At 65.1% G+C, this 21,613-nt stretch carries 19 protein-coding genes; 15 read left to right on the forward strand and 4 right to left on the reverse strand.

Annotated features, from left to right (window positions below):
* The first annotated feature begins 1 nt into the window (after nucleotide 1).
* A complete protein-coding gene (locus AB3X96_RS11660; RefSeq protein WP_368589843.1) occupies nucleotides 2-1,129 on the forward strand; it encodes a VIT1/CCC1 transporter family protein in 1,128 nt (375 codons plus the stop codon).
* Nucleotides 1,130-1,134: 5 nt separating this feature from the next.
* Here AB3X96_RS11660 and AB3X96_RS11665 read toward each other — a convergent pair whose 3' ends face one another.
* Nucleotides 1,135-1,290 carry a hypothetical protein gene (locus AB3X96_RS11665; RefSeq protein ID WP_368589844.1) on the reverse strand — a complete coding sequence of 52 codons (156 nt, stop codon included), beginning with the start codon at nucleotides 1,288-1,290 and terminating at the stop codon, nucleotides 1,135-1,137.
* 100 nt (nucleotides 1,291-1,390) lie between these two features.
* Here AB3X96_RS11665 and AB3X96_RS11670 point away from each other — a divergent pair, with 100 nt between their 5' ends.
* The 3 genes from AB3X96_RS11670 to AB3X96_RS11680 are packed head-to-tail and all read left to right on the forward strand — an operon-like array spanning nucleotide 1,391 to nucleotide 4,477.
* Nucleotides 1,391-2,566, forward strand: coding sequence for a glycine betaine/L-proline ABC transporter ATP-binding protein (locus AB3X96_RS11670; RefSeq protein WP_368589845.1), 1,176 nt, complete (start codon nucleotides 1,391-1,393; stop codon nucleotides 2,564-2,566).
* Complete coding sequence (gene choW / locus AB3X96_RS11675) at nucleotides 2,559-3,461, forward strand: choline ABC transporter permease subunit (RefSeq protein ID WP_176125327.1); 903 nt, start codon at nucleotides 2,559-2,561, stop codon at nucleotides 3,459-3,461. Before AB3X96_RS11670 ends, choW begins: the two co-directional genes overlap by 8 nt.
* A 20-nt stretch (nucleotides 3,462-3,481) precedes the next feature.
* Entirely contained in the window at nucleotides 3,482-4,477 is a 996-nt protein-coding gene (locus tag AB3X96_RS11680; RefSeq protein WP_368589846.1) for a GlxA family transcriptional regulator, read from the forward strand.
* Nucleotides 4,478-4,493: 16 nt separating this feature from the next.
* Here the strand turns inward: AB3X96_RS11680 and AB3X96_RS11685 are convergent, their stop codons facing one another.
* Nucleotides 4,494-5,576 carry a GlxA family transcriptional regulator gene (locus AB3X96_RS11685; RefSeq protein ID WP_176105889.1) on the reverse strand — a complete coding sequence of 361 codons (1,083 nt, stop codon included), beginning with the start codon at nucleotides 5,574-5,576 and terminating at the stop codon, nucleotides 4,494-4,496.
* Nucleotides 5,577-5,902: 326 nt separating this feature from the next.
* Here AB3X96_RS11685 and AB3X96_RS11690 point away from each other — a divergent pair, with 326 nt between their 5' ends.
* The 7 genes from AB3X96_RS11690 (at nucleotide 5,903) to AB3X96_RS11720 (ending at nucleotide 14,519) form a co-directional block, all read left to right on the forward strand.
* Nucleotides 5,903-7,297 carry an L-serine ammonia-lyase gene (locus AB3X96_RS11690; protein WP_368589847.1) on the forward strand — a complete coding sequence of 465 codons (1,395 nt, stop codon included), beginning with the start codon at nucleotides 5,903-5,905 and terminating at the stop codon, nucleotides 7,295-7,297.
* 40 nt (nucleotides 7,298-7,337) lie between these two features.
* Nucleotides 7,338-8,582: a sarcosine oxidase subunit beta family protein gene (locus AB3X96_RS11695; protein WP_013091654.1), complete on the forward strand. Its 1,245-nt coding sequence runs from the start codon at nucleotides 7,338-7,340 to the stop codon at nucleotides 8,580-8,582.
* A 17-nt stretch (nucleotides 8,583-8,599) separates the two neighbouring features.
* Nucleotides 8,600-8,935 (forward strand): sarcosine oxidase subunit delta, encoded by a 336-nt coding sequence (locus tag AB3X96_RS11700; protein WP_013091655.1) that lies wholly within the window; start codon nucleotides 8,600-8,602, stop codon nucleotides 8,933-8,935.
* Nucleotides 8,932-11,934 (forward strand): sarcosine oxidase subunit alpha family protein, encoded by a 3,003-nt coding sequence (locus AB3X96_RS11705; protein ID WP_368589848.1) that lies wholly within the window; start codon nucleotides 8,932-8,934, stop codon nucleotides 11,932-11,934. Before AB3X96_RS11700 ends, AB3X96_RS11705 begins: the two co-directional genes overlap by 4 nt.
* A complete protein-coding gene (locus AB3X96_RS11710) occupies nucleotides 11,924-12,580 on the forward strand; it encodes a sarcosine oxidase subunit gamma (protein ID WP_368589849.1) in 657 nt (218 codons plus the stop codon). The genes AB3X96_RS11705 and AB3X96_RS11710 overlap by 11 nt, the downstream gene beginning before the upstream one ends.
* 92 nt (nucleotides 12,581-12,672) lie before the next feature.
* The gene (locus tag AB3X96_RS11715; protein ID WP_368589850.1) at nucleotides 12,673-12,936 is read left to right on the forward strand and encodes a hypothetical protein; all 264 of its coding nucleotides are present in this window, start codon (nucleotides 12,673-12,675) and stop codon (nucleotides 12,934-12,936) included.
* Nucleotides 12,937-13,100: 164 nt separating this feature from the next.
* Nucleotides 13,101-14,519 carry an MFS transporter gene (locus AB3X96_RS11720; RefSeq protein ID WP_368589851.1) on the forward strand — a complete coding sequence of 473 codons (1,419 nt, stop codon included), beginning with the start codon at nucleotides 13,101-13,103 and terminating at the stop codon, nucleotides 14,517-14,519.
* 59 nt (nucleotides 14,520-14,578) lie between these two features.
* Here the strand turns inward: AB3X96_RS11720 and ampC are convergent, their stop codons facing one another.
* Nucleotides 14,579-15,760, reverse strand: coding sequence for a class C beta-lactamase (gene ampC / locus AB3X96_RS11725; RefSeq protein WP_368589852.1), 1,182 nt, complete (start codon nucleotides 15,758-15,760; stop codon nucleotides 14,579-14,581).
* 278 nt (nucleotides 15,761-16,038) lie between these two features.
* Between ampC and fdhA the strand changes: the two genes are divergently transcribed.
* Complete coding sequence (gene fdhA, locus AB3X96_RS11730; protein ID WP_368589853.1) at nucleotides 16,039-17,238, forward strand: formaldehyde dehydrogenase, glutathione-independent; 1,200 nt, start codon at nucleotides 16,039-16,041, stop codon at nucleotides 17,236-17,238.
* A gap of 114 nt (nucleotides 17,239-17,352) precedes the next feature.
* Here fdhA and AB3X96_RS11735 read toward each other — a convergent pair whose 3' ends face one another.
* Nucleotides 17,353-18,348, reverse strand: coding sequence for a GlxA family transcriptional regulator (locus AB3X96_RS11735; protein WP_176381426.1), 996 nt, complete (start codon nucleotides 18,346-18,348; stop codon nucleotides 17,353-17,355).
* A gap of 417 nt (nucleotides 18,349-18,765) precedes the next feature.
* On the opposite strand from AB3X96_RS11735, the gene AB3X96_RS11740 reads away from it, so the two are divergent.
* From AB3X96_RS11740 to AB3X96_RS11750, 3 genes are read left to right on the forward strand one after another with little or no spacing between them, the layout of a single operon-like run.
* Entirely contained in the window at nucleotides 18,766-20,040 is a 1,275-nt protein-coding gene (locus AB3X96_RS11740) for a serine hydroxymethyltransferase (RefSeq protein WP_368589854.1), read from the forward strand.
* Between the two features lie 18 nt (nucleotides 20,041-20,058).
* Complete coding sequence (locus tag AB3X96_RS11745; RefSeq protein ID WP_368589855.1) at nucleotides 20,059-21,030, forward strand: dipeptidase; 972 nt, start codon at nucleotides 20,059-20,061, stop codon at nucleotides 21,028-21,030.
* Nucleotides 21,031-21,065: 35 nt separating this feature from the next.
* On the forward strand, nucleotides 21,066-21,605 hold the full coding sequence (locus AB3X96_RS11750) for a DUF5943 domain-containing protein (RefSeq protein WP_368589856.1): 540 nt from the start codon (nucleotides 21,066-21,068) through the stop codon (nucleotides 21,603-21,605).
* The last annotated feature ends 8 nt before the right edge of the window (nucleotides 21,606-21,613 follow it).

Consider the following 21,613-nt stretch of genomic DNA (forward strand, 5'->3'; position numbering starts at 1 on the left):
CATGGCAACGAAGCATGAAGTGAAACGCTACAAGGCGAACCTCTCCGACGAACTGCACAGCGCCGCCCTGTATGAGACGCTCGCGCGCGTCGAGAAAGACGAGACCCGCAAGCAGATCTATCAGGAGCTCGCGCAATCCGAACACAGTCACGCGCAAGTGTGGGCCGACAAGCTCCGAGCCAACGGCATCGAACCGAAAGGCCGCGGTCATGCGATCAAAACGCGTTTGATGAAGGGGCTCGTGCACGTGTGCGGCGCGGACTTCGTGCTGCCTACTCTTGCCGCCGCCGAATACGCGGACCGCAACAAATATCGAGGCCAACGCGACGCAGGCCACATGTCGGCCGATGAGCATCACCACGCGGCGGTCGTGCAGACGCTCGCCAGCACCAGCAACCCCGACCTGTCGCCCGGCGCGCGCATCGCCGCGGCCGAGTCGTGGCACAAGGGCGCCGCGTCGGGCAACGATCTGCGCGCGGCCGTGCTCGGCGCGAACGATGGCCTCGTGTCGAACTTCTGCCTGATCATGGGCGTCGCCGGCGCGGGCACCGGCAACCAGGCGATCCTGTTGACCGGCCTCGCCGGGCTGATCGCCGGTGCCTGTTCGATGGCGCTCGGCGAATGGCTGTCGGTCACCAATGCGCGCGAACTCGCGAGCACGCAGATCGCCAAGGAAGCCGAGGAGATCGAAGAGCAACCCGACGCGGAGGAGCACGAGCTCGCGCTGATCTACCGCGCGAAAGGGCTCGACGCGAACGAGGCGAAACGCGTGGCCGCGCAGATGATGCGCGACAAGGACAAGGCGCTCGACACCCTCACGCGCGAGGAACTCGGTCTCGATCCGGCGGAACTGGGCGGCAACCCGTGGTCGGCGGCGGGCGTGTCGTTCTGTCTGTTCTCGCTGGGCGCGATTTTTCCGGTGATGCCTTTTCTGTGGTCGCACGGCGTCAGCGCGATCGTGCAGTGTGTCGTGCTGAGCATGCTGGCGCTCGCGTCGATCGGCGTGTTCACGTCGCTGTTCAACGGCCGCAGCGCGGGATTTTCCGCGTTGCGCCAGATCATCATCGGACTGATCGCGGCGGGATTTACGTTCGGCGTCGGACGTTTGCTGGGCGTGTCGATCTCCTGAGCGGTTCACCCCGCGGGCACCGTGTCGCGCTTGCTGCCGTCCGGGAGCACCGCTTGCTCTGTCGCGACATCCTCCGCGCGCGGGCCAACCGGCGCCAATCCCTTCTGCCACAAGGCTTTCGTCGCCGCGTCGAGCGCTTGCGGCGCGGCCGGGTGTCGCATTTCCGCATGTGCTTGTCGGAAATAGTCGGCTGGCCGCACTTTTTTCTAGCAACTATGTAGGCACAGCGCGGGCGACGTCCGCAAGCGAGGAGAGCATTCGATGAATTCCCCCAAGGTCGTGGTCGAAGGGCTGTGCAAGGTGTTCGGCACCAACCCGAAACAGGCGCTCGCAATGCTGGCCAGCGGCGCCACCAAAGAGGAGGTGTTTGCCCGCACTGGTCAGATCGTCGGCGTGCACAACGCGTCGTTCGAGGTTCGCGAGGGCGAAATCTTCGTGCTGATGGGCCTGTCAGGCTCCGGCAAGTCGACGCTGATTCGCCTGATCAATCGGCTCGTCGGCCCCAGCGCCGGCAAGGTGCTGATCGACGGCCGCGATGTCGCGAGCGTGCCGCGCGCCGAGCTGACGGCGCTGCGCCGCAAGGACATGAGCATGGTGTTCCAGTCCTTCGCGCTGATGCCGCAGCGCACCGTGCTGGCCAACGCGGCGTTCGGCCTCGAGGTCGCGGGCGTCGGCCGCAAGCAGCGCGAGGCGCGGGCGCTGGCGGTGCTCGAACAGGTCGGCCTCGCGCCGTTCGCGCAGAAGCTGCCCGCCGAGCTGTCGGGCGGCATGCAGCAGCGCGTCGGGCTCGCGCGGGCGCTCACGGTCAACCCGTCGCTGATGATCATGGACGAGGCGTTCTCCGCGCTCGATCCGCTCAAGCGCAAGGAAATGCAGAACGTGCTGCTCGATCTGCAGCGCGAGCAGCAGCGCACGATCCTGTTCGTATCGCACGATCTGGAGGAGGCGATGCGCATCGGCACGCGCATCGCGATCATGGAGGGCGGGCGCGTCGTGCAGATCGGCACGCCGCAGGAAATCATCAAGAACCCGGCCGACGACTACGTGCGCGCATTCTTCGAAGGCATCGACACGAGCCGCTATCTGACGGCCGGCGATCTGATGCAAACCGACGACGTGCCGCTGATGCACGCGCCGCAGATCGACGCGTCGAGCGTCGCCGCGACGCTGAACGGCAGCGCCGACTACGCGTTCGTGCTCGACAGCGAGCGCAGGATACGCGGCTTCGTATGCCGCGACGCGACGGGCAGCGTGTCGCCGCAGCTCAACCAGATCGAATGCATCCATCGCAGCACGCCGCTCAACGACGTGGTCGAGCGCGTGGTGGCGAGCCGCGCGCCGCTGCCGGTCGTCGAAGCGGACGGCTCCTACTGCGGCTCGGTCAACAAGACGAACGTGCTGAGCGTTCTCACGCATCATCGAGGTTCCCATGTCTGAAATCATTCCGCTTGGCGCCTGGGTCGATCACGGCGTTCACTACCTGCTCGATCATGATGCGAAGACCTTCGACACGATCGGCAAGGTCATCGAGAGTTTCGCCGCGGCCGTCGAGCACGGTTTGCAGGCCGTGCCGATGTGGGCGCTGATGGCGTTCTTCGTCGGCATCGGCTTGTGGCGCGTCGGCTGGCGCTTCGCGTTGTTCACGCTGGCCGCGCTGCTGTTGATCTACGGCACCGGCTTCTGGGATCAGATGGTGATCACGCTCGGCCTCACGCTGTCGTCGACGGTGATCAGTCTCGTGCTCGGCGTACCGCTCGGCATCTGGATGGCGAAGAGCCGCACCGTCGAAATGATCGTGCGCCCCGTCCTCGATCTGATGCAGACGATGCCCGCGTTCGTCTACCTGATTCCGGCTGCGATGCTGTTCGGCCTCGGCCGCGTGCCCGGCATCCTGTCGACGGTGATCTTCGCGATGCCGCCCGCGGTGCGTCTGACCGCGCTCGGCATCAAGCACGTCAATCATGAAATCGTCGAAGCGGGGCAGGCGTTCGGCTGCACGCCGTGGCAGTTGCTCTACAAGGTGCAATTTCCGAACGCGTTGCCGTCGATCATGACCGGCGTGAACCAGACCATCATGATGGCGCTGTCGATGGTGATCATCGCGTCGATGGTCGGCGCGGGCGGTCTCGGCAACGACGTGCTCGCGAGCATCCAGCGGCTCGATATCGGGCTCGGCTTCGAAAGCGGCATGTCGGTCGTGATGCTGGCGATCATTCTGGACCGCATCACCGAGAGCTTCGGCCGGGCGCCGGGCAAGGCACGCGCACCGCTGTTCGCCGGATTGCGCCAGGCGATGAAAGTGCGCCGCGAGCCGGCGGCGCAACACGGCTGATGGCCTGATCCGATACGTCCATGAAGCGCGACGCAATCGCCACCGCCGAACAAGCCGATGCGCGGCTGTCAGCCGTCGCGCACGTCGGCTTCCTGACGCTGCCGAACTTCTCGATGATCGCGTTCACCAGCGCGGTCGAGGTGCTGCGCATGGCGAACTACGTGGGCCGCGCGCAGCACTACCGGTGGTCGGTAGTCACACCGGATGGCGAGCCGGCGCGCGCGAGCAACGGCATCACGGTGAAGCCGACCACCACGCTCGCCGAGGCCGGCATGCCGGACCTGCTGTTCGTATGCGCGGGCTGGCACGTGCGCGAGTATGTGAACGACGCGGTGATCACGCAACTGCGCGAGGCCGCCGCGCACCGCGTGCCGCTCGGCGGCATCTGCACGGGCCCGTATGCGCTGCTCGCGGCGGGGCTGCTCGACGGCTATCGGGCGACCGTGCATTGGGAGGACATGTCGCCGTTGCACCAGCGCTATCCGCACGTGCATTTCGACGACGAGCTGTTCGTGATCGACCGCGACCGGCTCACCTGCACCGGCGGCACCGCGCCGCTCGATCTGATGCTGCATCTGGTGGGCATGCGGCTCGGGCCCGCGGTGGCCGCGCAGGTGTCCGAGCAGTTCATCGTCGAGCGGATTCGCGGTTCGACCGATTACCAGCACATTCCGGTCGATGCGCGGGTCGGCCTGTCGCGCGCCGAACTGATCGAAGTGGTGCGGCTGATGGAAGCGAACATCGAGGAGCCGCTATCGCTCGATGAACTCGCGCGGCTCGTGAACCTGTCGCAGCGCCATTTGCAGCGGATGTTCAAGCTGTTCCTGAACGTATCGCCGACGCATTACTACCTGAGCCTGCGGCTGCGCCGCGCGCGCGATCTGCTGCGCAATACCGATGCATCGATCGCGCGCGTGACCGCGGTGTGCGGTTTTCATTCGCCGTGTCATTTCAGCAAGGCGTACCGCGCGCAGTTCGGGCATGCGCCGAGCGTAGAGCGGCGCATGCCGGAGTAGCGCACGCCGCGTCAATTCAGATCGCCTGCGCGCGGCCCGGAAAGGTTTCGTCGTAGCACGAGCCGTCGTCGACCTGTTCAGCCGTGCCGCGCTGCTCGCGATACATCATCGGCGGCACGCCGAACTGTTTGCGAAATTCCCGTCCCAGGTGCGACGCGTCCGAGAAGCCGCAGCTCGACGCGATATCGGCGACGGTCTTGTCCGAACTCGTCAGCAGCCACGCGGCGGTGCGCAGACGCACCTGCTTCGCGTAGGCCTGCGGCGCCTTGCCTGTCTGCGCCTTGAATAGCCGTTCCAATTGACGCGGCGACAGATCGAGCTTGCCCGCCAGTTCGTCGAGCGACAGCGCGCGGCCCACGTGCTGCTCCATCAGCAGGATCGCGCGCTTGACCTTCGGATGCGAGGCCGGCGCAAGTCCGGGCGGATGCGGCTGCGGCGCGTTGCCTTTCTGCAGGTCGTCGACGAGCAGGATGCGCAGCGCCTTCTGCACCGTCGCGGTTTCGAAGTGCCGCAGCAGGATCGCGGCGGCGACGTCGATCGACGCGCGCCCGCCCGAACACGTGATGCGCCGCCGGTCGATCACGAACAGCCGGTCGGCGACCAGCATCTGTTCGTCGACCGACGGAAAGCGCTCGATGAAATCCCAGTAGTGAAACCAGCTCACGCAGATCCGGTGGCCGTCGAGCACGCCCGCTCGCATCAGCGAGAACACGCCGGTGCACATGCCGACCAGCGTCGCGTCGCGCGCGGCGGCGCGGCGGATGAACGCGAGCGTCGCCTCGCTCGCGGCGGGCCCCGAGTGCAGCAGTCCGCCGACCACCACCACATAGTCGAACTTTTCGGCCGTTTCGAAGGTTTCCCACGGCGTGATCTGGATGCCGCAACTCGCGCGCACCGGAGCAAGGGTTTCCCCGATCACGCTCCACGAGCAGCGCACCGGCTTGCTGAAGTCGCCTTCGTCGGCGGACAGGCGCAGCAGATCGACGAAACCCGAGAACGCGGTCAGCGTGAAGTTCGGCAGCAGGATGATGCCGAAGCGGATGCGCTGCTTCGCGGCGGTGTCGAGTGAGGAAGGGGCAAGCGTTTCAGCGGAATTCATGCGCGCGGCGGGTCGGTGATAAGAGCGGCGAAAGTGGAACGAACGTTGACCGAAAAGGCTGTAGGCAAGCATAGCACCACGGACCTTCAGCATTGCCTGCCGGCGTCGGGCCGCCTTTCGCGAATGCGTCGCAAGTCATCGCAAATCCGCCGGGAGGCCCGCGTGGCGGGTCATTTGACGACGCCATCCCATTGCGATGCCGTTTTTATTCTATCGATCGGGCCTGCCGTGCGGTGCAATAGACGCACTTTCCATCCGGGCGCATCAGTCGAGTCGAAGCGCTTCAGGCCATCGCAACTCGCAAGACTCAACGCACAAGGCAAGCCATGAACGTCAGCGTCTTCGATCTGTTCAAGATCGGCATCGGTCCATCGAGCTCACACACGGTCGGGCCGATGATCGCCGCATGCCGCTTCGCATCGCATGTCGAGGACGCGAATCTGCTCGGCTTCGTGCGGCGCGTCAGAGCCGAGCTGTTCGGCTCGCTCGGCGCGACCGGCAAGGGCCACGGCACCGATAAGGCCGTGCTGCTCGGCCTCGAAGGCAATCTGCCCGACCAGATCGACCCCGACCTGATCGAGCCGAGGCTGCGGACGATCCGCGAGACCAAGCAGCTCGTGCTGCTCGGCAAGCATCCAGTCGCGTTCGACGAGCGCGAGCATGTCGGCTTCTACCGCAAGCTGATGCCGGGCGCACCGGGCTCGGGCGTCGTGCATCCGAATGGCATGCGCTTTCAGGCCTTCGACGAGAACGGTCAGTTGCTGGTCGAGAAAGAGTATTTCTCGATCGGCGGCGGCTTCGTCGTCAATCGCGACGGCGATCGCGTGAATGGACGCCGCGCGACCGCCGAGGTGCCGTATCCGTTTCGCACCGGCGACGATCTGATGCGCGTGTGCCGCGAAAGCGGCTTGTCGATCGCCGAAGTGACGTTGCGCAACGAATGCGCGACCCGGCCCGAACACGAAGTGCGCGAGGGCCTGCTGGCAATCTGGCGCACGATGGCCGCGTGTGTCGAACGCGGCTGCAAGGTGCGCGGCGAACTGCCCGGCCCGATGCACGTGAAGCGCCGCGCGGCCGAACTGTGCGAGCGCTTGCGCGCACGCTCGGAGGAATCGCTGCGCGATCCGCTGTCGATGCTCGACTGGGTCAACCTGTACGCGATGGCCGTCAACGAGGAAAACGCCGCGGGCGGCCGGGTCGTCACCGCGCCAACCAATGGCGCGGCCGGCGTGATCCCGGCGGTGCTGCACTACTACGTGAAGTTCATGCATGCGGCGAACGACGCAGGCATCGTCGACTTCCTGCTGACCGCCGCGGCGATCGGCATCATCTACAAGGAAACCGCGTCGATCTCCGGCGCCGAAGTGGGCTGCCAGGGCGAAGTGGGCGTGGCCTGCTCGATGGCTGCCGCGGCGCTCGCGGCAGTGATGGGCGGCACGCCCGCGCAGGTCGAGAACGCCGCCGAAATCGGCATGGAACACAACCTCGGCATGACGTGCGACCCGGTCGGCGGGCTCGTGCAGATTCCGTGCATCGAGCGCAACGCGATGGGCGCGATCAAGGCGATCAACGCGGCGCGCCTCGCGATGAAGGGCGACGGCAAGCACGTGGTGTCGCTCGATAGCGTGATCCGCACGATGCGCGAAACCGGCGCCGACATGAAGACGAAATACAAGGAGACGTCGCGCGGCGGGCTGGCCGTGAACGTCATCGAGTGTTGAACCCGCTACACCGTATCTGCAAAACCGCAAAGGACCCACGATGAGCCGCTATTCGATATTCAGCCTGCTGCGCAACGGGATGTCGTATCACGAGAACTGGGAGCGGCAATGGCGCAGCCCCGAGCCTAAACGTGAGTACGACGTCGTGATCGTCGGCGGTGGCGGGCATGGTCTCGCGACCGCGTACTACCTCGCGAAGGAACACGGCGTGCGCAACGTCGCGGTGCTCGAGAAGGGCTGGATCGGCGGCGGCAATACCGCGCGCAATACGACGATCGTGCGCTCGAACTATCTGTGGGACGAATCCGCCGGGCTCTACGAGAAGGCGATGAAACTGTGGGAAGGGCTCTCGCAGGACCTGAACTACAACGTGATGTTCAGCCAGCGCGGCGTGATGAACCTCGCGCATACGCTGCAGGACGTGCGCGACACGGAACGCCGCGTCAACGCGAACCGGCTGAATGGTGTGGATGCCGAATTTCTCACGCCCGCGCAGATCAAGGAACTCGAACCGACCATCAATCTGAATAGCCGCTATCCGGTGCTCGGCGCATCGATCCAGCGGCGCGGCGGCGTGGCCCGGCACGATGCGGTGGCCTGGGGCTTCGCGCGCGGCGCGGATCAGGCCGGCGTCGATATCGTGCAGAACTGCCAGGTGGTCGGCATTCGCCGTAACGGCAGCCAGGTGACGGGCGTCGATACGACCAAGGGCTTCATCAAGGCGAAGAAGGTCGCGGTGGTCACGGCCGGCAACACGTCGACGCTCGCCGACATGGCCGGCGTGCGCTTGCCGCTCGAAAGCCATCCGTTGCAGGCGCTGGTGTCGGAGCCGATCAAACCGGTGGTCAACACGGTCGTGATGTCGAACGCGGTCCACGCGTACATCAGCCAGTCCGACAAGGGCGATCTGGTGATCGGCGCGGGCGTCGATCAGTACACCGGGTTTGGGCAGCGCGGCAGCTTCCACATCATCGAGGGCACGCTCGAGGCGATCGTCGAAATGTTCCCGGTGTTTTCTCGCGTGCGGATGAACCGGCAGTGGGGCGGCATCGTCGATGTGTCGCCGGACGCGTGCCCGATCATCAGCAAGACCGATGTGAAGGGGCTGTACTTCAACTGCGGCTGGGGGACGGGCGGCTTCAAGGCGACGCCCGGTTCGGGATGGGTCTTTGCGCACACGATCGCAAAGGACGAACCGCATCCGTTGAACGCGCCGTTTTCGCTGGACCGGTTCTATACCGGTCATCTGATCGATGAGCACGGCGCTGCCGCCGTGGCCCACTAGTCGACGAGGAGACACAGATGTTGCTGATCGAATGCCCGTGGTGCGGTCCCCGCGCCGAAACCGAATTCTCCTGCGGCGGCGAGGCGGACATCGCCCGCCCGCTCGACACCGAATCGCTGACCGACAAGGAATGGGGCGATTACCTGTTCATGCGCAAGAACCCGCGCGGCGTGCATCGCGAGCAATGGTTCCACACGCAGGGCTGCCGCCGCTGGTTCAAGGCGCAGCGCGACACCGTCAGCTATGCGTTCCAGGGTTATCAGACGTTCGAGCGTCCGTTGCTGGCGTTAGACAGTAGCGATCCACAGGCAGCCAACGCACAGGCAAAGGCACAAGAGGGCAAAGCATCATGAGCCAGAAAGACCGACTCCCAACCGGCGGCCGCATCAACCGCGCGATCGCGCTGAGCTTCACGTTCAACGGCGTCGAATACCAGGGCTATCAGGGCGATACGCTCGCGTCCGCATTGCTCGCGAACGGCCTGCACTTCGTCGCGCGCAGCTGGAAATATCATCGGCCGCGCGGCATCGTGACCGCGGGCGTCGAGGAGCCGAACGCGGTCGTGCAACTGGAGACCGGCGCCTACACGGTGCCCAATGCGCGGGCCACCGAGGTCGAGCTGTACCAGGGGCTCGTCGCGAGCAGCGTGAACGCGAAGCCGAGCATCGAGAAGGACCGCATGGCGATCAACCAGAAGATCGCGCGCTTCATTCCGGCGGGCTTCTACTACAAGACCTTCATGTGGCCGCGCAAACTCTGGCCGAAGTACGAGGAAGCGATCCGCGACGCGGCCGGCCTCGGCACCGCGCCGAAACAGCGCGACGCGGACCGCTACGACAAGTGCTTCGCGCATTGCGACGTGCTGGTGGTCGGCGGCGGCCCGACCGGGCTCGCGGCCGCGCACGCGGCGGCTTTGTCCGGCGCGCGCGTGACGCTCGTCGACGATCAGCCGGAACTCGGCGGCACGCTGCTGTCCTGTGGCGCGGAGATCGACGGCAAGCCCGCGCTGCAGTGGGTGCAGAAAATCGAAGACGAATTGCGGCAGTTGCCCGACGTGAAGATCCTGAGCCGCAGCACAGCGTTCGGCTATCAGGACCACAATCTCGTCACGGTCACGCAGCGCCTGACCGATCATCTGCCCGTGTCGCAACGCAAGGGCACCCGCGAACTGCTGTGGAAGATCCGCGCGAAGCGCGTGATTCTCGCGACCGGCGCGCATGAACGGCCGATCGTGTTCGGCAATAACGATCTGCCTGGCGTGATGCTCGCGTCGGCGGTATCGACCTATCTGCATCGCTATGCGGTGCTGCCGGGTCGCAACGCGGTCGTGTTCACCAACAACGACGACGGCTATCAATGCGCGCTCGACCTGAAAGCGGCCGGCGCGCAGGTGAGCGTGATCGATCCGCGCGCCGGTGAATCGAAGGGCACGCTGCCCGCGCTCGCGCGCCGCCACGGCATCAAGGTGCTGAACGGCACGGTCGTCACGGCCGCGCATGGCAAGCTGCGCGTCGCGTCGGTGTCGCTCGCGTCGTATGCGAAAGGGCAGATCACGGCGCAACAGGGCGAACTGCCGTGCGATCTGCTCGCGATGTCGGGCGGCTGGAGCCCGGTGCTGCATCTGTTCGCGCAGTCGGGCGGCAAGGCCCATTGGCATGACGACAAGGCCTGCTTCGTGCCGGGCAAGGCGGTCCAGCCGGAGACCAGCGTCGGCGCCTGCGCGGGCGACTTCACGCTCGGCCAGGGCATCCGTTTCGCGGTCGATGCCGGCGTCGAAGCGGCGCGCGCGGCCGGGCACATCGTCGCGCGGCCCAAGCCGGTGCAGGTCGCCGAACTGAGCGAAACGAAGCTGGAGCCGCTGTGGCTCGTCGGCGGACGCGAGCTGGCCACGCGCGGGCCCAAGCAGTTCGTCGATTTCCAGAACGACGTCTCGGCCGCCGACATCTTCCTCGCCGCGCGCGAAGGCTTCGAATCGGTCGAACACGTGAAGCGCTACACCGCGATGGGCTTCGGCACGGACCAAGGCAAGCTCGGCAACATCAACGGCATGGCGATTCTCGCGCAGGCGCTCGGCAAGACCATTCCCGAGACCGGCACCACGACGTTCCGGCCGAACTACACGCCGGTCACGTTCGGCACGTTTGCCGGCCGCGAGCTGGGTGAATTGCTCGACCCGGTGCGCAAGACCGCGATCCACGAATGGCACGTCGAACATGGCGCGGCGTTCGAGGACGTCGGCAACTGGAAGCGGCCGTGGTTCTACCCGAAGAAAGGCGAGGACCTGCACGCGGCGGTTGCGCGGGAATCGCTCGCGGTGCGCACGAGCGTCGGCATTCTGGATGCGTCGACGCTCGGCAAGATCGACATTCAGGGCCCGGACTCCGCGAAGCTGCTGAACTGGGTGTACACGAACCCGTGGACCAAGCTCGAAGTCGGCAAATGCCGCTACGGCCTGATGCTCGATGAAAACGGCATGATCTTCGACGACGGCGTGACCGTGCGCCTCGCCGATCAGCACTACATGATGACGACCACCACCGGCGGCGCGGCGCGTGTGCTCACGTGGCTCGAACGCTGGCTGCAAACCGAATGGCCCGACCTGCGCGTGCGGCTCGCGTCGGTCACCGATCACTGGGCGACGTTCGCGGTGGTCGGACCGCAGAGCCGCAAGGTGCTGCAAAAGGTTTGCGACGACATCGACTTCGCGAACGCGGCGTTCCCGTTCATGACGTATCGCGAAGGCACGGTCGCGGGTGCGGCGGCGCGCGTGATGCGCATCAGCTTCTCGGGCGAACTCGCTTATGAAGTCAACGTGCCGGCCAACGTCGGACGCGCGGTGTGGGAAGCGTTGATGGCCGCGGGCGAGGAGTTCGACATCACGCCGTACGGCACTGAGACGATGCACGTGCTGCGCGCGGAGAAGGGTTACATCATCGTCGGCCAGGACACGGACGGTTCGATGACGCCGCATGACCTCGGCATGGGCGGGCTCGTTGCGAAGTCGAAAGACTTTCTCGGCAAGCGCTCGCTCTCCCGCTCGGACACCGCGAAGGCGGGGCGCAAGCAACTGGTCGGGCTGCTATCGGAAGACGCATCGTTCGTGATCCCCGAGGGCTCGCAGATCGTCGCTGGTCCGTTCCAGGGCGATACCGCGCCGATGCTGGGGCATGTCACGTCGAGCTATTACAGCCCGATTCTGCAGCGCTCGATCGCGATGGCGGTCGTCAAGGGCGGCCTCGACAAGATCGGCACGACGGTCACGATTCCGCTCGCGAGCGGCAAACAGATCGCGGCGAAAATCGCGAGTCCGGTGTTCTACGACAGCGAAGGAGCACGTCAACATGTGGAATGAAACAGGCGGAACGGTATCGATCGTGGACCGTAAGGTCGGGCGGCAGAACGGCGTGTGGCAGGAGTCGCCGCTGGTCGGCGTGGATGGCCTGCTGAAACAGCATCAGGCCAACGCGACTGCCGCGTTCCGGCTCGGCGAGCGGCCGTTTCTCGAACTCGTCAACGTGCGTGGCGATATGCGCGACGCGGCGTTCATCCGTGCGGTGGAACAGGTGATTGGCTGCAAGCCGCCGGAGAAGGCAAACACCGTCGCGCGCAGCAACGGCTACGACATGCTGTGGCTCGGCCCGGACGAATGGCTCGTGCGTTCGGAGGCCGCGCATGATGCGACGCGCACGGCGCCGTTGCTGGCGTTGCTCGGGGCGGCGTTCGCGGGCGTGTTCGCCTCGGCGGTCGATGTCGGCAGCGGCTATACGGTGCTCGAAATCAAGGGCACCCGGACGCGCGACGTGCTCGCGCGCGGCTGCCCGCTCGATCTGCATCCGAAACTATTCGGCGTGGGGCAGTGCGCGCAGAGCCATTATTTCAAGGCATCGATCACGTTGCTGCCCACGGGCGCCGACAGTTTCGACATCGTCGTGCGCCGCAGCTTCGCGGACTACTTCGTCAGGATCATGCTCGACGCCGCCGAGCCGTTGATGTCCTGAGCGGGACACGATGGGCTTTGCCAATCGATGGCGGCCGGTGTGTGCGCGCCCCGGCCGCCGTTTTTTCCGTCTCTTCTTCCCCGTCTTCCGCCATGACGTCGACCCGGGTCGCCACCGCGCGTCTCACCGCGCGCGCGTGCGATGAGCACGATGCCAGTGCCGCGCTCGCGCTGCTCGATCAAAGCATCGCGCTGCGCCACCGCCGCATCGCGCTGATCCGTTATCTGCTCGCACGGCAACTCGGTGCGCCGCTCGAAGCGCGGCATCACGCGTACGTCGAAAAAGTCGCGGCCTGTCTGAGCGCAGAGGCGCTTGCGCGGATCGCCAGCGCCGCGCACGCGCGGCTGCGCACGTAGCGCCGAAACCTGGCGGCATGGCGGACGCGTCACGACGCCTCTGTTCCATCCCGACGACGCATTTCTTCTATGTGGCCGATTTATGTCGGCATCTACTGAGGACACAGTTTGCCCCATCCACGCGGAAGTCACCGCGTCAACCGCCGTATCCACGAGGGGATCACATGTCCACTGCTTTCCCGCTTCGCGCCAGCGCAGCCGCCCGGCTCGAACGCTTGCCGTTCTCCCGCTATCACCGAACCCTCTTCATCATCGTCGCGATCGCGTTCTTCTTCGATTCGGTCGACCTCGCCACGATGACCTTCGTGCTCGGTTCGATCAAGAACGAGTTCCATCTGTCGACCGCGACGACGGGGCTCGTCGCCAGTGCGAGTTTCTTCGGCATGGTGCTCGGCGCGGCCGTGGCGGGTCTGCTGGCGGATCGCTTCGGACGCCGGCCCGTGTTTCAATGGAGCATGGTGCTGTGGGGGCTGGCATCGTATCTGTGTTCGACCGCGCAGAGCGTCGATGTGCTGATCCTGTATCGCGTGCTGCTCGGCGTCGGCATGGGGATGGAGTTTCCGATCGCGCAGACCTTGCTGTCGGAGTTCGTGCCCGCCGCATCGCGCGGCCGCCTGATTGCGCTGATGGATGGTTTCTGGCCGCTCGGCTTCATCACGTCGGGCGTGGTGTCGTATTTCGTGCTGCCGAACTTCGGCTGGCGCAGCGAGTTCGCGCTGCTCGCGATTCCGGCGGTGTTCGTGCTGATCGTCCGCCGTGTGGTGCCCGAGTCGCCGCGTTGGCTCGAACATCGTGGCCGTCATGAGGAAGCCGATCGTATTCTCGCCGGTATCGAGGCCAAGGTGACGCGCTCGGCGAACGTGAGCCAGTTGCCAGCACCGGTGATGCTGGCGGAACCCGCGGCGGCGAAGGGCACTGGCGCGTTACGCGAAATCTGGAGCCTGGCGTACCGGCGTCGCACGATCATGGTCTGGACGCTGTGGTTCTTCGCATTGCTCGGCTTTTATGGGCTGACGTCGTGGCTCGGCGCGTTGATGCAGCAGGCTGGCTTCGCGGTGACGAAGTCCGTGCTGTACACGGTGCTGATTTCCCTGGGCGGCGTGCCCGGCTTCATCTGCGCGGCGTGGCTCGTCGAGCGCTGGGGCCGCAAGCCGACCTGTATCGCGTCGCTCGCGGGCAGCGCGGTGATGGCCTACGTCTACGGGCAAACGGCGCTCCATGTGCAGACGCCGGGGCTGCTGATCTGTGCCGGACTCGCAATGCAGTTCTTCATGTTCTCGATGTGGGCGGTGCTGTACACGTACACCCCCGAGCTTTACGGCACCGGCGCGCGGGCGACCGGATCGGGCTTCGCGTCCGCGGTCGGCCGGGTCGGCTCGCTCATCGGTCCTTATGTCGTGGGCGTCGTGCTGCCGGTCTTCGGACAGGGCGGAGTGTTCTCGCTGGGCGCGATGTGCTTCGTGGTCGCCGCGGCGGCGGTGTGGATACTCGGGATCGAAACGCGTGGCATGGCGCTGGAAACACTCATGTCCGAAGCGGTCGAAGCCGATGCGCGCAGCGCGTTGACCGCTGTGCGGGAATGAAAGTCACGGGACGGAGCGCGCCGCACGCGACCGTACCCCGTCCCGTCGTACTCAAACCATCAATGCTCGCCGCCATCCAGCGCCGTGAGGATCTGATGCGCGGCGCTCACGCGCGCCTCGTTCGGGAAACTGCGGTTGGCGAGCAGCACGATGCCGATGCGCTTTTGCGGCACGAAGGCGACATACGCGCCGAAGCCATTGGTCGAACCGGTCTTGTTGATCCAGACATTCTGCTGCGGCTGCAGCGGTGGTTTGATTTCGGTCGCCGGCTTGCCGTCGCGGACCATTTCCGCCGAATTGCCGGCCAGCAAGGTCGGCAGCGCGACTGGATACGGGTACTGCTCCCAGATCAGATCCTGGGTCAACACGCCCGCCTGGAAATAGCCGGTATGCGTGTCCGTGATCGCACGCTGGAGCTGGCTGTCGAGCGGAAGCAGGTTCATGTTCGCCTGCACGTAACGCAGCATATCGGCGGCGGTCGACTTCACCCCGTACGCTTCGGCGGAAAGTACACCGCCCGTCAGCCGGACGGGCGCACCGTCTTTCGCATAGCCCTGCGCGTAGTCCGGCATTTTCGCCGCTGGGACGTCGATGTAGGTGCTCTTCATGCCGAGCGCCGGAAACACGCGTTGCTGCATTAGCACTGTGAAGTCCTGCCCCATGCTTTTCGCGGTGATCAGGCCCAGGGTGCCGATGCTGGGATTGGAGTAGGTGCGGAATGTGCCGGGCGCATGAGCGGGCTGCCAGTCGTGGAAATACTGCAGCAATTCGGCGTTGTTGTGGATGTCGTCCGGAACCTGGAGCGGCAGACCGCCGGGCGTGTGCGTGCCGAGGTTCAGCAGGCTCACTTTGCCGAACGGCCGGCCGCGCAGCGTCGGCAGATAGCGCTCCGTGCCGTCCGCCAACGACAGCTTGCCGTCGAGCTGCGCATACGACGCGAGCGTCGCTGTGAAGGTCTTGCTGACCGAGCCGAGTTCGAACAGCGTGTCGCGTGTGACCGGCTTGCCGGTTTGCGTCGATGCGACGCCGTAGTTGTACACGTAGGGCTTGCCGTCGTCGATCACGCCGACCGCCATGCCGGCGATATGGTACTTCGCCATCAGCGGCCGGATCGCCGCATCGACGGTGGCTTGGCGTTGCGCGGCGGCGGCCTCGGCCGCGCGACCGGCGGGTGAGATCGCGGACAGCGTGAACAGCGCGAACGTCGCGGTTGTTATCAGTTTGAGCGCTCGGGTCTTCATTGCAAACGGGTCCTCGGTCGGGGAGTGTGAGTCGGCGGATCGGCGATTCGGCTGAGGCAGCACTATCGGGCTTTTGCGAAACGCTGGCAAACGAGGATATGTTGCGCGGGGGTAAAGAAAAAGTTGTGGGCCGCAGCGCGAGCGATGCCGGCGTTGTCGGTTGTGGCCAAACGCATGTCGGGTTCGGCACAGGTGCCGCTGCGAGCGGCCGCTACGCTGGTGGAACGGCGCGCCATGCAGCGTGCGGGCGCGCCGCTCACGAACATGGAGACGAGACAATGAGCAGCAATCGCGGCGTCGTGTATCTGGGGCAGGGCAAGGTCGAAGTGCAGTCGATCGACTATCCGAAGATGGTCGATCCACGTGGCCGTTCGATCGGCCATGGCGTAATCCTGAAGGTGGTGAGCACGAATATCTGCGGCTCCGATCAGCACATGGTGCGTGGCCGCACGACCGCCGAGGTCGGCCTCGTGCTCGGCCACGAGATTACCGGCGAAGTGATCGAGGTAGGGCGCGACGTCGAAACGCTGAGCGTCGGCGATCTGGTGTCGGTGCCGTTCAACGTGGCCTGCGGACGCTGCCCGACCTGCAAGGCACAGCATACCGGCGTGTGCCTGAACGTCAATCCGTCGCGCGCGGGCGGCGCGTATGGCTATGTCGACATGGGCGGATGGATTGGCGGCCAGGCCGAATACGTACTCGTGCCGTATGCGGACTTCAATCTGCTGAAATTCCCGGACCCGGCGCAGGCGATGGCGAAGATCCGCGACCTGACCTGCCTGTCCGACATTCTGCCGACCGGCTATCACGGCGCGGTGATGGCCGGCGTGAAGCCCGGCGCGACAGCCTATATCGCGGGCGCGGGACCGGTCGGCATGGCGGCGGCCGCGTCGGCGCGCCTGCTGGGGGCGGCCTGCACGATCGTCGGCGACATGAACGAGGCGCGCCTCGCGCACGCGCGCAAGATGGGCTTCCAGACCATCGATCTGTCGAAGGACGCGATGCTCGGCGAACAGATCGAGCAGATCCTCGGCAAGCCCGAAGTCGATTGCGCGGTGGACTGCGTCGGCTTCGAAGCGCACGGTCACGGCAGCAGCGGCTCACACGAGGAAGCCCCGGCCACGGTGCTCAATTCGCTGATGGAAATCACCCGCGCGGCCGGCGCGATCGGCATTCCCGGCCTCTACGTGACCGACGATCCCGGCTCGGCCGACGCCGCCGCACGCAAGGGCAGCCTCAGTTTGCGTTTCGGCCTGGGCTGGGCCAAGTCGCATTCGTTCCACACCGGGCAGACGCCGGTCATGAAGTACAACCGCAATCTGATGCAGGCGATCCTGTGGGATCGTTTGCCGATCGCCGATATCGTCAACGTGACGGTGGTATCGCTCGACGATGCGCCCGAGGGCTATCGGCAATTCGACGGCGGCGCGCCGAAGAAGTTTGTGATCGACCCGCATGGGCTTCTGAAGGCGGCTTGAGGTTCGCCAGCCGCCAGAGTGCCACCGAAGCGCTGGGTGGGCTGCCGGTCCACGCAGCGCGTTGTCTTACGCACGCGTTGACCGGGTACGCCGTTCAGCGCGTCTCTTCATTGATCAAGCCGCCAGCACTGGCGCATTGGACAGCGAAGGCGCCTGGCTGCGGCGCTCGCGCGTCGGCGCGGTGCCGAACGCATCGCGATAGCTCTTCGAGAAGTGGCAGGCCGACTGGAAGCCGCACGCCATCGTGATGTGCATGATCGACATGTCGGTCTGCAATAGCAGTTCGCGTGCGCGCCGCAGGCGCAGCGTCAGGTAGTAATGCGTCGGCGTCATGCCCAGGTGCTCGCGGAACAGCCGTTGCAACTGCCGTTGCGACATGCCGGCGAGCCGCGCCAGTTCCTCGCGCGACAGCGGCTCCTCGATGTTGTTCTCCATCAGCGAGATCACTTCGAACAGCGACTTGTTGGCCGAGCCGAGCCGCGCGACCAGCGGCATCTTCTGCTGCGCGCTGGTGTCGCGCACGTGTTCGACGATGAACTGCTCGGCGATCTGCGTGACGCGCGCGGTACCGACGCGTGGCGAAATCAGGTTCAGCATCATGTCGAGCGGCGCGACGCCGCCGGTGCAGGTCACCCGATCCCGATCGATCACGAACAGCTCTTTCAGAAAGCGCGTGTCGGGAAACTCCTCCTTCAGCGCCGACATGTTTTCCCAATGAATCGCGCACGCATAACCGGCCAGCAGACCGGCGCGCGCGAGCGCATAAGTGCCCGTGCACAGACTGCCCAGCATGCAGCCCATGCGCGCGAAACGGCGCAGCGCGGACAGATGCTCGGCGGTAGTCGAGCGCTGCACGTCGATGCCGCCGACCACGAACACGATATCGGGTTGGCCGACGCATTCGACCGGACCCGTATCGACGGAAAGCCCGTTGCTCGCCATGACCGGCCCGCCGGCGGGACTCACGATCGACCAGCGGTAAAGCGTCTGGCCCGTCAGGTAGTTCGCCATGCGTAGCACTTCGATCGCGTTGGTGAACGCGATCATCGTGAAGTTGGGAACCGGCATGAATGCGAAATGCGACAACGATGCCGTGCGATCGGTGGACATGGGAACGGGCAATCCTGATTTGAATGTCGCGTCGCCGTGGGGAAGGCGACTATCTCAATTCTGAATATCAGGGCAACTACCGTGCCATCAGGCTAAACCCTTGGATGCTGCGCACAAAGCATGGAATGGCTAAGCAATCGACTGATGAAATCGCTTCCTCCCGGCACCAGAACGGCGCCGCGACGGCGGTACGGCGCACCCGAACGGCGCAGTAAGACTGCTTGTAGTGCAGCCCCACGCAGGCGGACTGCGCCGACTTGTCGAAAAAGGACGCGCATGGCGGAAAAGGCAAAGAACGCGTCTGAATTCGTAAATCGACGCGCGGGCCGACCGTCAAGAATAGATCCACGGCAAAGCGGCGGCGCGATCCGCCGGCAACCCGCAACAGCCTCCCGTCAACGTTCTTACGGACCTTCCATGTCGAACCCGAATCCCTTCTTCGAAGACTCGCTGCCGGCGCGCGATCCGGCGGTGCGCGGCGCCATTCTGAAAGAGCTCGAGCGTCAGCAGTCGCAAGTCGAGCTGATCGCGTCGGAAAACATCGTGTCGCGCGCCGTACTCGACGCTCAGGGCTCGGTGCTGACCAACAAATACGCGGAAGGGTATCCGGGCAAGCGCTACTACGGCGGTTGCGAATACGTCGACGAGATCGAGACGCTCGCGCTCGATCGTATCAAGCGACTGTTCGACGCGAAGTTCGCCAACGTGCAGCCGCATTCCGGCGCGCAGGCAAACGGCGCGGTGATGCTCGCACTGACGAAGCCGGGCGATACGGTGCTCGGCATGTCGCTCGACGCAGGCGGGCATCTGACGCACGGCGCGAGGCCCGCGTTGTCGGGCAAGTGGTTCAACGCGGTGCAGTACGGCGTGCGGCGCGACACGATGCTGATCGACTACGAGCAGATCGAGGAACTGGCGCAACAGCACAAACCGACACTGCTGATCGCGGGCTTCTCCGCCTATCCGCGCGCGCTCGACTTCGCACGGCTGCGCGCAATCGCCGACGGCGTCGATGCGAAGCTGATGGTGGACATGGCGCATATCGCCGGTGTGATCGCGGCCGGCCGTCACGACAATCCGGTCCCGCATGCGCACGTGGTCACGTCGACCACCCACAAGACCTTGCGCGGTCCGCGCGGCGGCTTCGTGCTGACCAACGACGAAGAGATCGCAAAGAAGATCAACTCCGCCGTGTTCCCAGGCTTGCAGGGCGGCCCGCTGATGCACGTGATCGCCGGCAAGGCGGTCGCGTTCGGCGAGGCGCTGCAGCCGGGCTTCAAAACCTATATCGACAGCGTGCTCGCGAACGCGCGGGCGCTCGGCGACGTGCTGAAAGCGGGCGGCGTCGATCTGGTGACGGGCGGCACCGACAACCATCTGCTGCTGGTCGATTTGCGGCCGAAGGGGCTCAAGGGCAATCAGGTCGAACAGGCGCTGGAGCGCGCGGGCATCACCTGCAACAAGAACGGCATTCCGTTCGATACGGAGAAGCCGACGGTCACGTCCGGCATTCGTCTCGGCACGCCGGCGGGCACCACGCGCGGCTTCGGCGTCAGCGAGTTTCGCGAGGTCGGGCGTCTGATCGTCGAGGTGCTCGATGCGCTGCGCGCGTCCCCCGAAGGCGACGCCGCAACTGAACAACGTGTGCGCCGCGAGATTTTCGCGCTGTGCGACCGCTTTCCCATCTACTGAATACGCGTGGAGCAAACGATGAGTCAACTGCACGAGAACAGCATCATCATCGACGGGCTGAACATTTCGAAGTTCGAGCGCTCGGTGTTCGAGGACATGCGCAAGGGCGGCGTGACCGCCGTGAACTGCACGGTGTCGGTCTGGGAAAGCTTCCAGAAGACCGTCGACAACATCGCCGAAATGAAGCAGCAGATCCGCGAATACAGCGAGATTCTCACGCTGGTGCGCACCACCGACGACATCTTGCGTGCGAAGAAAGAGAACAAGACCGGCATCATCTTCGGCTTTCAGAACGCGCATGCGTTCGAGGACAACCTCGGCTATATCGAAGCGTTCAAAGATCTCGGCGTCAACGTGGTGCAGCTTTGCTACAACACGCAGAACCTCGTCGGCACCGGCTGCTATGAGCGCGACGGCGGCCTGTCGGGTTACGGGCGCGAAGTGATTCAGGAGATGAACCGCGTCGGCATCATGGTCGATCTGTCGCATGTGGGCGGCAAGACCTCGTCGGAGGCGATCGCGGCGTCGAAGAAACCGGTCTGCTATTCGCATTGCTGCCCGTCGGGCCTCAAGGAGCATCCGCGCAACAAGACCGACGAGCAGCTGAAGGAGATCGCCGATGCGGGCGGCTTCGTCGGCGTGACGATGTTCGCGCCTTTCCTGAAGCGCGGTCCCGATGCGACCGTCGAAGATTACCTCGAGGCGATCGAGTATGTGGTGAACGTGATCGGCGAGGACCAGGTGGGAATCGGCACCGATTTCACACAGGGCTACAGCACCGAGTTCTTCGACTGGATCACGCACGACAAGGGCCGTTATCGCCAGTTGACGAACTTCGGCAAGGTCGTGAATCCCGAAGGCATTCGCACGATCGGCGAGTTTCCGAACCTGACCGCCGCGATGGAACGCGCCGGCTGGAGCGAGACGCGCATCCGCAAGATCATGGGCGAAAACTGGGTACGGGTGTTCGGCGAAGTCTGGAAGGTGTGAGCCTTTTTATAGCGGATAGAAACGGAGTTCCCCACATGCAACCTCAACTGCCCATCGATGTGAATCCGGACACCGGCGTCTGGACCACGGACGCGCTGCCGATGCTCTACGTGCCGCGTCATTTCTTCACCAACAACCACGTGGCCGTCGAGGAAGCGCTCGGCCGCGACACGTACGCCGAGATTCTCTACAAGGCCGGCTACAAGTCCGCCTATTTCTGGTGCGAGAAGGAAGCGAAACAGCATGGCCTCACCGGCATGGCGGTATTCGAGCACTACCTGAACCGTCTGTCGCAGCGCGGCTGGGGCCTGTTCAGGATCATCGAGGCCGATCCGGCGAGCTCGCATGCGCGGATCGAACTACGGCACTCGTCGTTCGTGCTCGCGCAACCGGGCAAGACCGGCAAGCTTTGCTACATGTTCGCCGGCTGGTTCGCGGGCGCGATGGACTGGGTCAACGACACCGCGCCCGAGGGCGCGCGCAAGGGCCCGCCGTCGCAATCGAAAGAAGCAAGCTGCGCGGCGGAGGGACACGAGTACTGCGTATTCGAAGTGTCGCCGCTGGCGTCAATCTAATCCGAGCA

Source organism: Paraburkholderia sp. BR13439 (genome assembly GCF_040948805.1).
GTDB lineage: Bacteria > Pseudomonadota > Gammaproteobacteria > Burkholderiales > Burkholderiaceae > Paraburkholderia > Paraburkholderia youngii.